The organism is Petrotoga sibirica DSM 13575, from assembly GCF_002924625.1.
In the GTDB taxonomy this organism is placed as follows: domain Bacteria; phylum Thermotogota; class Thermotogae; order Petrotogales; family Petrotogaceae; genus Petrotoga; species Petrotoga sibirica.
Map to the genome: position 1 here is coordinate 18,459 of NZ_JAHC01000018.1, position 12,452 is coordinate 30,910.

Annotated in this window: 11 protein-coding genes; 5 read left to right on the forward strand and 6 right to left on the reverse strand. The window is 33.2% G+C overall.

Translation table 11 applies throughout. The annotated features are described in order from the left end of the window. From thrC to AA80_RS05275, 4 genes are all read right to left on the reverse strand, one after another. The gene (thrC, locus tag AA80_RS05260; protein WP_103066912.1) at positions 1–1,065 is read right to left on the reverse strand and encodes a threonine synthase; all 1,065 of its coding nucleotides are present in this window, start codon (positions 1,063–1,065) and stop codon (positions 1–3) included. Beyond that, positions 1,052–2,347, reverse strand: a complete 1,296-nt coding sequence (locus tag AA80_RS05265) for a homoserine dehydrogenase (RefSeq protein WP_103066913.1) — start codon at positions 2,345–2,347, stop codon at positions 1,052–1,054. Before AA80_RS05265 ends, thrC begins: the two co-directional genes overlap by 14 nt. Positions 2,348–2,755: 408 nt before the next feature. After that, positions 2,756–3,733 carry a carbohydrate kinase family protein gene (locus AA80_RS05270; protein WP_103066914.1) on the reverse strand — a complete coding sequence of 326 codons (978 nt, stop codon included), beginning with the start codon at positions 3,731–3,733 and terminating at the stop codon, positions 2,756–2,758. A gap of 10 nt (positions 3,734–3,743) precedes the next feature. Continuing rightward, positions 3,744–4,679 carry an aldo/keto reductase gene (locus AA80_RS05275; protein ID WP_103066915.1) on the reverse strand — a complete coding sequence of 312 codons (936 nt, stop codon included), beginning with the start codon at positions 4,677–4,679 and terminating at the stop codon, positions 3,744–3,746. Positions 4,680–4,838: 159 nt separating this feature from the next. On the opposite strand from AA80_RS05275, the gene AA80_RS05280 reads away from it, so the two are divergent. The 5 genes from AA80_RS05280 to AA80_RS05300 all read left to right on the forward strand — a co-directional run bounded on the left by AA80_RS05280 (position 4,839) and on the right by AA80_RS05300 (position 10,919). Beyond that, entirely contained in the window at positions 4,839–6,845 is a 2,007-nt protein-coding gene (locus AA80_RS05280; protein ID WP_103066916.1) for an HD domain-containing phosphohydrolase, read from the forward strand. 250 nt (positions 6,846–7,095) lie between these two features. Next, entirely contained in the window at positions 7,096–7,365 is a 270-nt protein-coding gene (gene groES, locus AA80_RS05285; protein ID WP_103066917.1) for a co-chaperone GroES, read from the forward strand. Positions 7,366–7,387: 22 nt separating this feature from the next. Then, the gene (groL, locus tag AA80_RS05290; RefSeq protein WP_103066918.1) at positions 7,388–9,010 is read left to right on the forward strand and encodes a chaperonin GroEL; all 1,623 of its coding nucleotides are present in this window, start codon (positions 7,388–7,390) and stop codon (positions 9,008–9,010) included. Positions 9,011–9,100: 90 nt separating this feature from the next. Further along, a complete protein-coding gene (locus AA80_RS05295; RefSeq protein ID WP_243830537.1) occupies positions 9,101–10,279 on the forward strand; it encodes a DUF401 family protein in 1,179 nt (392 codons plus the stop codon). 22 nt (positions 10,280–10,301) lie between these two features. After that, positions 10,302–10,919, forward strand: a complete 618-nt coding sequence (locus AA80_RS05300) for a phosphatase PAP2 family protein (RefSeq protein WP_103066920.1) — start codon at positions 10,302–10,304, stop codon at positions 10,917–10,919. 1 nt (position 10,920) lies between these two features. On the opposite strand, the gene fsa is transcribed toward AA80_RS05300, so the two are convergent. Further along, positions 10,921–11,586, reverse strand: a complete 666-nt coding sequence (gene fsa, locus AA80_RS05305) for a fructose-6-phosphate aldolase (protein ID WP_103066921.1) — start codon at positions 11,584–11,586, stop codon at positions 10,921–10,923. 51 nt (positions 11,587–11,637) lie between these two features. Further along, a complete protein-coding gene (locus AA80_RS05310) occupies positions 11,638–12,300 on the reverse strand; it encodes a Crp/Fnr family transcriptional regulator (RefSeq protein ID WP_103066922.1) in 663 nt (220 codons plus the stop codon). Between the last annotated feature and the right edge of the window lie 152 nt (positions 12,301–12,452).

A 12,452-nucleotide genomic window follows, 5' to 3' on the forward strand; every position in this document is an offset into this window, starting at 1 on the left:
TTACAGCCCTATCATTTTCAATATGGTACCCATTTCTGGTTCTACTGGATTGACCCTGGGTATTACACTGATTGCGGTATCGGGATCCTTTAATCCATGTCCTGTGAGTACTGCTACAATTTTACTTCCTTTATTTATCTTATCCAAATTTATCATTTTTTTAACGCCTGCTACCGAAGCCGCAGATGCAGGCTCTGCAAACACACCTTCGAGGGATGCCAATTCTTTATACGTGTCCAAGATTTCCTCGTCGGTAACAAAATTTATAAATCCTCCAGATTCTTTTGCAGCTTCTACGGCTTTCTCCCAATTGACCGGATTACCTATTCTTATAGCTGTTGCTACGGTTTCTGGGTTTTTTATAACTTGATTTTTTACGATAGCAGCTGATCCTTCCGCTTCAAAACCAATCATCTTAGGTAACTTATCTGTTTTGTGGTCTTTAAAGTATTCTTTGAACCCTTTCCAGTAAGCTGTGATGTTTCCCGCATTCCCCACTGGAATTGCCAATATGTCAGGAGATTTACCACCCAATTGATCACATATCTCAAAAGCTGCACTTTTTTGACCCTCTATCCTGTATGGATTAAGTGAGTTAACCAGAGTTATAGGATAGTTGTCAGCGATCTTTCTTGTAATCTCTAAGGCAACGTCAAAATTACCTTTTATCGGTATAACTATAGCCCCATGCATTAAGGCCTGAGATAATTTCCCCAAGGCGATCTTCCCTTCAGGGATTATGACCGCTGTTTTCAATCCTGCTCTACTTCCATAAGCTGCAGCAGAGGCAGAAGTGTTACCGGTAGAAGCACAGATTATTGCTTTATCACCGTTCTGCAGAGCTTTGGTTACTGCTAAACACATTCCTCTGTCTTTAAAAGATCCCGTGGGATTAGCACCATCATATTTCAGATAAAGCTCAATATCCCACATATTACTCAGTTTTTCTGCGAATATCAAAGGAGTGTTCCCTTCTTGTAACGTAATTATCTCTGTTTTCTCATCGACGGGCATGTATTCTTTATAAGCATTTATTATACCAGGCCAAAAACTAAAACTTCTCACCGAAATCCTCCACCCTTATTATATTTTTTATTTCTATCACATCCTTTAATTCGTTCAACGAATCAATTGCTTTTTTCAGTTTTTTTTCCTTGATTGGGTGCGTCTGTAAAAATATTGGCACAACAGGATTAAGTCTGTGTTTTTGAATTACAGAAGCGATGCTAACTTCGTTATCTCCAAAAACCCTTGCTATTTTCGCAAAAACACCTGGTTTGTCATTCACTCTCAATCTTATATAGAAAGAGTTTTCAATCTCATCTGTTTCAATTAACTTCAAACCGTTTAACCTTCCGGTACTGTATTCGTTTTCAATATGGTATTTAATACTCTTGGCGGCTTCCATAATATCTGCAACAACCGCACTTGCAGTTGGCATTTCTCCGGCACCTTGTCCGTAAATCATTATATCTCCAACGGCGTCTCCATGAATCTGTACGACGTTGTATACACCGTTTATTTTTGAAAGAGGGCTACTTTTTGGTATAAAAGTTGGATGAACCCTTATATCCAACATCTTATCTTCGTACCTTTTTCCAATAGCTAATAATTTAATTGTATATCCTAATTCCTCTGCTATTTCTATGTCTTCCCTTTCTATCTTCTCAATTCCTTCTACATGGATTGAATCAACATCCATAAAACTCTCAAAGGCTAGTGAAGACAAAATATTTATTTTATATGCACTATCCAAACCGCTTACATCAAAATATGGATCGCTCTCAGCATAACCTAGATTTTGAGCTTCTTTTAAAGCCTCTTCAAAATCAATGGATTTTTCGGTCATTTTAGTCAAAATATAATTCGTTGTCCCGTTTAAAATCCCATAAACTCTTTCAATTTTATTTGCAATCATGGACTCTTTCAGAGTTTTAATTATTGGGATTCCACCCCCCACGCTTCCTTCATAGTACACTTTGACATTATTGTTCTTTGCAAGTTGAAATAGTTCTCTACCATACTTGGCTAATATTAACTTATTGGCTGTTACAATATTTTTATGACCATTAATAGCTTCTTTTATATAACTTAACGTCGGTGTTTCTCCGCCAATTAACTCCACTACAATCTGAATCTGAGGATCTTCTACGATCTCTTTATAGTCTTCTGTAAGCAACGAATCATCTACATCGTACTTCCTTTTTTTGTACTTTTCTTTCACCAAGATCTTTTTGATTTGAATTTTCTCACCTAGTTTTCTTTCTATATCTTCCTTTTTGGTTGTGAGGATATTGTAGACTCCTCCTCCAACCGTACCGTACCCAAGAAGACCGACTTTAATCATCGTAACTCCCTCCCTTTTCATTAACGATCACTAACCCCGGATGTTGATAGTTGAAAAAGTTATGAACTATTTTCTTGAGCTATGAAATTGGCTTTTTAAAATTTTTTTAACTGAAAGAATTTTATAATAACTTGGTTTTCAACAATTTTATCAACGTACTTTTCAACTTTTAATGTTCAAAAGTATTTTTACACTAAGTTCGTCGATATCTCAGTCGAAAACAACGTCGATAATTAAAGTTATCAACAAAACATTCGATAAAATCATTTAAAAATCTTTTTGAACATTTAAGTTGATAACGAGGTTCAAAATATTTGGCACTTTTGAACTTACACAAAATCCCATTAACAAAGAAAAACAGGACTTTTGAACTATCAACATTATACTATCTTCACTACTATCATAGAATTAAATATAAAAACGACTTTTTAAAAATTCAAATTGACTAACTTCAGATAAACTTGGCATAGCATTCGCGGCTCCTTGTTTCGTAGCAACAATAGCTGCACATTTATTTGCAAAATCTGCATATTCAGCAAGTTCTTCTACAGTAATGTTGGAAAGCTCATCTTTAGAAAAATCCTTTAATTTATACAAAATACCTGCCATAAAAGAATCTCCACAACCCACAGTTTCAACAACCTTTACTTTATAACCTGGAACTCTTTCAATAATACCATCTTTATAAACTAAAGAACCTTGACTTCCTAAAGTCACGAACAAAATAGCACCTTCTTTGACAGAAAGGGTCATTATAGCTTCTTCAACATTCTTTTTCTCAGTTAAATAATACAAGTCATCATCACTCATTTTTAAGATATCAACCTTTTTAATTATACTTTTTACAAGACTGTTGTAATTTTCTCTATTCTTTATAAGAGACAATCTAATGTTTGGATCAAAAGAAGTTACCAAATCACCAGAAACAAAATTGTCGAACAATCTAGTCAAGGTACTTGATGTAGGTTCATCTATAAGGGCTATAGAACCAAAATGAAAGACATTAAATTTTTCATAATCTAAATTCTCTATATCTTTTAATTCTAATTTAGTATCTGCAGCATTATCTCTATAAAACTCATACTCAGCCTTTCCTTGGGCATCAACCGCCGCAAAGGCCAGACTGGTTTTCAACCCTTCAACCGTAAAAGCACAATCTGTGTTCACTCCATTTTGTTTTAAGTAATCAAATAGAAATTTACCAAATTCATCTTGAGATATCTTCGTTAAAAAAGAAACATCGGCACCTAATTTTGCAACCCCCACAGCTACATTAAAAGGAGATCCTCCAGGTCGCTTCTCAAAAAGCTCACTTTCTCCAAGACCTTTGTTTAGAGATTTTGATATAAAATCAAAGAGAATTTCACCCGCACAGAGAATAGCCATACATTACCTCCTATTCACCAACTATTTTCTCAATCTTTAAATAAATTTCTTCGCTAAGTTCCCAACTTCCTGCTTCAATATTTTCCAAAACATGCATCTCATCTTTTGAACCAGCGATAACTGTCGATACTTGTTTATGATGCAACAACCAATTAATAGCCATTTGAGACAAAGGTCTTCCAATTCTATTGGATAAAATCTTTAATTTCTCGACCTTTTCTACACTTTTAACAAAAAGCTCTCTATTCTTAAATATTTCATCCATAGCTCTAGGATCGTTCTTCGGAGGTTCATAATCCTTGGAAATCTTTCCGGTCAACAATCCTTTGGCAAGAGGACTGTATGGAATGACTGTTAAATCATACTTATCAACGACTGGAAACAAATCTTTTTCAACGTCTCTAACCAATAAGTTGTAATAATTTTGAGTGGATACAATATCAACATACTTTATCAACGTTTCAATTTGTCGTGCACTAAAGTTAGACACACCAATGTATCTAGCTTTTTTGCTATCTAAAATCTGTTGTAACGCCTCTGCAGTTTCTTCAAGAGGAGTATTGGGATCGGGCCAATGAATTTGATATAAGTCTACATACTCACATTTTAGCCTTTTAAGAGAATCATCTATTTCTTTCAATACCCTTTCTTTTTTTAAATTATTCCTAATTCTTCCCCTTTGATCCCACTCTAAACCACATTTAGTAGCTATGTAAACATCTTCTCTCTTTTTCCCTTTCAAAAATTCTCCAACTATTTCTTCGGATTGACCAAAACCGTAGACAGGGGCTGTATCAAAAAAGTTAACTCCATTGTCGTAAGCTAAGTTCAATATTTTAACGCCATTTTCCTTCTCAATTGGACCCCAATTTCCACCTAATTCCCAAGCTCCGTATCCTACAACAGATACGTTCATATCTGTCTTTCCAAACTTTTTGAATATCACAAAAACCACTCCTTTTATAATTTGATTCTTAACTTCAAATACTTCCTATAACCCTTGTTATTATTATACCATATCGAAAAATTCCTTAGTTTTTTCAAATAGATTCACAAATATGATAAAATTATGTATAAACAAAAAAATTAAAGGAGTTCACCTATTTTGAAACCTAAAAGTGTTATTATAACTATAATTTTTACTACTATCACAATTTTTGCTTTTTCGGAAAAACTTAATATCATTTTAGGCGAATATTACCCAGATGTGTACATAGATAATGGTAAATTAGAAGGCTTTGTGATTGATATTCTGAACGAAATAGAAAAAAACTCAGATTTGACCTTTGAAATAACGGTAAAAAATTGGACAGATGCATACGATACCTTTTTAAATGACGAAAATTACGACTTAATAGGACTAATAGCACCAACTTCAGAAAGAAAAATGAATTTGAAATTTTATAAAACCGTTATTTTTGTTGACTCATTCATACTGACCAAGTACGATAACAATCAAACATACGAAGAACTAAAAAAATATCCGGTTGGGGTTTTAAATGGGAGTTTTTTAATAGATGTTCTAAAAAACGAAGGATTTAAAGATATTAGAGTGTACCAAACAAATGAAAACGTCATATCAGATCTGCTGAACGAAAAATTATCTTCTGCTGCTATAGAAGATGAAAGAATAGTTTCACACTATATCATAGCAAACAATTTAAAACCTAACATCCGATATGTGAAAGTATTTGAATCGACACCTCTAACCTTTGCCTCCAAAAAGGACAGTGAAAAAGAAGAAGCCTTGCAGATATTTGAAAGTACCCTCAATAATTTTCTAAAAAGCGATGGTTTTGATCTAATTAAAAATTTATGGGTTGGAATAAGTACATCTTTGAGTGTTGAACGTCAAAAAAACATCAATAGATTGCTTATTATCTTGATAATAATTTTGATTAGTTCTATTGTTACTTTGGTTATCTTTTACTCTAGAAGTAGGGAAATGGTTAACATCATAAACAAATCAAATATCAAATTAAGAAACTCTTATAAAGAAATTAGTGATCTTAGCCATAAAAATAAAGAATTGAGTGAAAAACTGGTAAAGATGTATCAAATATTTTATTCTTTCATTGAAAGTGAAGACACAAAGACGATTTTGAATAATGCTATAGAAGGTTTAGTTAAATTGATACCAGAAGCCAAAGCAGGAAGCATAGGACTTATCACCGATCACCAATGGAAAATTTACGCAGCATATGGATTCAACAAAGAAATATACAATATCACCATACCATTAGAAAAAGTCATAAAGGTAGGAAAACACGTTCAAGAAGTTCATAATTTGGATTCATATAATGAAGATCTTTCAATGGAAATTACCAATATTTTAACTACATCTAATGCAACTAATTTGGGAAGTAGCTTGCTTGTGGACTTATACAGCAAAGAAAGATTCATAGGTAACATCTCCGTAAATTCAATGGCAAATATGAAATTTTCTGATACTTCAAAAGAAGTAATGGAAATTTTCGGAAGATTAATTGAAATTTATATGGATCTTAAATTTGAGGAAAGAGAAGCTATCGAAGCCTATAATTATTCTTTAAAAAAACTTAGTGATGTGGCAGAACGTTTTGATATGGAAACTTCTGAACATATGAACAGAATAGGCCAAATAAGTTATGAAATAGCTAAGAATTTAGGTTTAGAAGAACGTTTTGCTCAAGAGATAAAAACATATGCATACTATCATGATATTGGAAAGATACTTATACCCATTGAAATTTTAAGAAAGAAAGGTTCTTTAAACGATTCTGAATGGGAAGTGATGAAAAAACATACCGAATATGGGGCAGATATAATCGGAAATGTCGAAATTTTTAAAGTTGCAAGAAACATCGCATTATATCATCAGGAAAGATACGATGGAAGTGGATATCCCTATGGCTTGAAAAGGGAAAATATTCCTATTGAGGCCAGGATAGTTGCTGTTGCAGATGTATACGATGCACTCAGAACTGAAAGACCATATAAGAAAGCTTTTTCTCATGAAGAAAGTATGAAAATATTATTAGAAGGAGATAACAAAACTTCTCCAGAACAGTTTGACCCTGAAGTATTAAAAGTATTTGTCAAAATCGCAGATAAATTTAAAAATACATATTAATAAGATTACAAAAAAGTTAAACTACCAGAAAAAACGAGCAATTTAGAGAAAAAACGAGAAAAAAGGAGATTTAGCCTTCTAATCGGAAATAATTGCTTTTAATCGACTATAATCGTCCATAATTGGATTTTTTGAATCTTGATACTTTTATTTATATGTGTTATGATACATATGAAACTTAGCACTCTTAATATTTGACTGCTAAAAGAATAAAAATAAAATATTAAAATAAAAAAGGGGGTATCATCACATGACAGTGAAACCATTAGGAAACAGGCTACTCATTAAACCCATTACCGAAGAAAGAAAGACTGAAGGTGGTATAGTACTGCCAGATTCAGCAAAAGAAAAACCTCAAAAGGCAGAAGTTAAAGAAGTAGGTAAACTCGAAGAAGATTATGATTTAAAAGCAGGAGACAAGGTGATCTTTTCTAAGTACGCAGGCACTGAAATCAAAATAGATGATGAGGATTACATCATTATCGATGTGGAAGATGTATTAGCAAAAGTAGAAGACTAAAAATAGGAGGTGTTGAGATAATATGGCAAAAATGTTGAAATTTAACGAAGATGCAAGGAGAGCTTTAGAAAGAGGCGTCAATACAGTTGCTGATGCTGTTAAAATAACTTTAGGACCTAAGGGAAGAAATGTTGTTTTAGAAAAGAGTTGGGGATCTCCAACTATCACAAATGATGGTGTTTCTATAGCTAAAGAAATTGAATTAAAAGATAAATTTGAAGCACTTGGAGCAGAGTTAGTCAAAGAGGTAGCTTCCAAAACAAATGATGTAGCCGGAGATGGAACAACTACCGCTACAGTTTTAGCACAGTCTATGATTCAAGAAGGATTGAAAAATGTTGCAGCTGGTGCTAATCCAATATTGATGAGAAACGGTATCGCTAAGGCTACAGACAAAGCTGTAGAAGAAATAAGAAAAGCCAGCAGAAAGTTATCGAGCAAAGATGACATTGCTCATGTAGCTTCTATATCTGCTAATAACGAAGAGATTGGAAATATTATAGCAGAAGCAATGGACAAAGTTGGAGAGGATGGAGTTATAACCGTTGAAGACTCTAAAACTCTCGAAACATATGTAGAATTTACCGAGGGAATGCAATTCGATAGAGGATACATATCTCCATATTTTGTTACAAACACAGAAAAAATGGAAGCAGAAATGAAGGAACCTTATATCTTAATTACAGATAAAAAAATTTCTGCTGTAAAATCAATAGTTCCAATTTTAGAAAAAGTTGCTCAATCTGGAAAACCTTTAGTAATAATTTCAGAAGATGTAGAGGGAGAAGCTCTTTCAACATTAGTTCTTAATAAATTAAGAGGAACCTTGGAATCTGTAGCAGTTAAAGCTCCTGGTTTTGGAGACAGAAGAAAAGAAATGTTGAGAGACATTGCAATTTTAACTGGAGGTACGGTAATATCTGAAGAGGTTGGTCTTACCTTAGAAGATATTTCCATTAACGATCTTGGACAAGCCGATTTAGTAAGAGTCGCAAAAGAAGATACAATCATTGTTGGAGGAAAAGGTGAACCTACAGCAATAAAAGAGAGAATCGCACAAATAAAAGCTCAAATTGAAAATACAACTTCCGATTACGAGAAAGAGACATTACAAGAGAGATTGGCAAAATTATCTGGTGGGGTTGCAGTAATTAAAGCTGGTGCAGCCACAGAGACTGAGTTGAAGGAAAAGAAACATAGAATTGAAGATGCTTTATCTGCAACAAGAGCAGCTGTAGAAGAAGGAATTGTAGCTGGTGGAGGAGTAACATTACTCAGAGCAAAGAAAACCGTTGAGGAATTTGCAAACACCTTGTCAGGAGATGAAAAAATAGGTGCACAATTAGTAGCAAAATCTTTAGATGCTCCTGTAAAACAGATAATAAGAAATGCTGGTTTAGAACCTGCTATAATTATTGAAAAAATAGTTGAAAAAGACGATCCAAAATATGGATTTGATGTTCTAAAAGAAAAATACATAGACATGTTCGAGGCTGGAATAATCGATCCAACCAAAGTTACAAGAAGTGCACTTCAAAATGCTGCATCGATTGCTTCCATGCTTCTAACAACAGAAGTTTTAGTAGCAGAAGAGCCAAAAGAAGACAAAGGTCCAGAAATGCCTCAAACACCAGATATGTACTAAATTATCGATAATAATAACGTACGTGCCATGGAATATGGCACGTTTTTTTATAGTATAATTAAATAGTATGTTTAACTAACAAATAACGAGGTGAAAGATTTGGCGGTAGTTTCCATAATATCAGGTTTAATTAGTATGGTGATATCTATAAAATTAATAAAAAAAGTTCATTGGGCTATTCTTATTGCAACAATAGTAACCGCACTAGTCTCATTGAATTTAAATTATATTGGTAGTAGTTTTCTCCAGACTCTCTCCCAAAGTGATTTTTACGAAGTAATTATTGTTATCTTTGGAATATATCTACTATCAGATACTATGAAGGCAAGTGGGAATTCACAAAAGTTTGCCAAAAATATAGAGGCATTATTCAATTCAAGACAGGCAGTAGGATTGATGCCTATGCTGTTGGGATTACTACCCATGCCTGGTGGGGCAATGTTCACCGCACCGATGGTTAAAGATATTGCGAATGAGAGCAACATTAATATGGTGGAAGCTACTGCAATGAACTATTGGTTCAGGCACAGTATGGAGTTCTTTTGGATACTGTATCCTGCATTAATTTTAGAGAGCGCTCTTACCGGGATCGGTTTAACAAAGTTATTGCTAATACAGCTTCCCATTGGATTATTTGCGATTATTGGGGGTTGGTTATATTTCAGAATAGGTAAAATTAGTCTTAAAAGAGATAAAGAATTATGGAAAGAACTTTTTGAATCTATACTCCCCATAATAATCATAATCGTTGGAGTAATTGCTTCTTTACCAGGTTGGATAGTTGTTTTAACGGTATCTTTAATATATACTTTTTATCACAAAAATTACAAGGATTTACTAAATATTAGATGGGAAACAGTACTGTTGCTACTTTTTGTTTTCTGGTACAAAAATTTAGTAACTGTGTCAAATTTATCTAACGATTTTGTAGAAAATCTAACTATGTGGGGGGTAAGTCCTTGGTGGATAATCATGATCTCACCAATTATTATAGGATTGATAACTGGGATAACTCAGGCCGGTTTTGCGGTTACAATGCCTATAGCTTTGTCATTCGTTGAAGCGGGATTTATTTCTTTGGTACCAGTTGCGATAACTACATATTTTTTCTCGGTATTAGGGGTTCTTCTATCACCTGTACATCTCTGTCTTTTACTTACATCCAGATATTTTGAAGTTGATATGTTTAGCGTTATAAAAAAAATTGCTGTTCCAGTTTTTTGTGCTATAATGGGTTATATCGTAGTTATGATATTTTTCATCTTCTGATCAAAAGGCAGGTTGAATTCATATGAGAAAACGTTTTATACTTTTCTTAGTATTGATTCTTGTTTTTTCAAGTATAATTATCGCTGAAGATACAGTAACTACACAGAGCACCTCCACAACTAAGTTTACTCTCAATTTAGATGATTTAAGCAGAAACTTTGTTCAATATAGTACTAATTCTTATTTAGATATAATTTCTAATTTTTTAACTAAATATGATTATTACTTTCTTGTTGCAACACCTGTGGTGGGATACACAGTTGGTTATCTTACAAATGATTACAAACTAAAAAAGGTATCTGAAGATGCTATTATATCTTCCGCTATTAGCGGTGGAATAGCCTTGCTAACAAAAATTGTCGTTGGCAGAGAAAGGCCTTATGCAGAAGAAGGTTCACTTTCATTCAATCCTTTTGCTCCCCTTACACAGGGGGCTACTTATACTTCTTTCCCTTCCGGACATTCAACAATAGCCTGGTCGGTATATACTCCATATGCGAAAGAGTATAGCTGGTGGATATATATTATACCAACAACTATATCTTTTTCTCGCATCTATGAAGATGTACATTGGCTCTCGGACGTTGTAACTGGTTCTTTTCTTGGGTATTATACTGCCTCGTACGTCTATTATTTTTAAATTAATTAGTTTTGTTTTTTAGATAATCTTGATATTTCTTCCAATCATTCAAAAATCTTTCAAGACCTATATCTGTCATGGGATGCTTAAACATTTTCTCAAGTACTTCAAAGGGCATTGTAACAACGTCTGCTCCAATTAACCCTGCTTCTAAAACATGCTGAGGGTGTCTTACGCTAGCCACGATAATTTTTGTTTCATATCCATAATTACTGAAGATAACTTCAATTTCTTCTACAATATCCATTCCGGTGTTTCCTATGTCATCCATTCTACCGATGAAAGGGCTCACGTATGTAGCTCCAGCTTTGGCTGCAAGAAGTGCTTGTAAAGGGCTAAAAACTAAGGTTGCGTTGGTCTTAATACCCTCCTTAGATAAAGTTTTAATTGCCCTAATTCCGTCTGGAATCAAAGGTATTTTAACCACCACAAATTCACTTAAATCTGCTATTTCTCTGGCTTCTTTTACCATTCCTTCATAATCTGTAGATACCACTTCTGCACTTACTGGCCCTTTTACCGTTTCACAAATTTCTTTGATTCTTTCTTCAAATACTGCATTTTCTTTTGAAACCAACGTAGGATTTGTTGTGACTCCATCAACTATTCCCCAAGCAACACCTTTTCTAATTTCTTCTATATTTGCGGTGTCTAAAAAGATCTCCATTCTTAAAATTCCCTCCCTACTTTGATTTTTGTCATAACAATTATAGCATAATCAATTCTTCAATTTCTTTAAGAATATTTTATTACCTATTTTAACGAATAAACCTTCTTTTTGCATCTGTGAAAAAACCCTCGATAAAGAAGGCCTTGTTACACCAAATAAATTAGCTAACTCTTCTAAAGTTAGAGGTATAGTTAACTCGTTGGATTTATTTTGTTGGTTGTAAAGGTTTAAAAGATACATTGTAATCTTTTCTCTGATTGTATGAAAAGAATTCATTCGTAATTTTGTAGTTACGAACTGGAACTTTTCTCCTATATCTTCAAGAAAAGAGATTAAAAAAGCGTTGTTAACTTGGAAAGCTCTTACCAGATATTCTTTTTCAATATAGAGCATATCAGCATCTTTAACTGCTAAAACATTCACAGGTAGAATATTATCTTTTGAAAATAATAAAGCCGAGGCTAAAACATCTGGAGATTTTATCCTTTCTACTTCTAAAATTTTTCCATTAAAATCAATCATTTCTGCGATAACTTCTCCTTTGATTAAAATCATCAATTTATCCACTTTTTCTCCTGAAGAACTAATAAATGATCCTTTAGGAAATTGTTTAATTGAATATTGAATATTACCGAAAATTTTCATCAATTCGGCTTTTGAAAAATTTTTAAATATCTTTAAGTTGCTTATCATATCGATATAGTTATCCACGATTTAATCACCTCTAAATTCAAAAAAAGCAAAGTACGTAACATTTGTTACTAACAAATCACTTTAATTTGATTATACTTAAAATGAAAAGGAATTCAAAATCCTTTAAATAAAGAAAAATTTAAGTGTTAAAACAAATAAAATCAAAGATT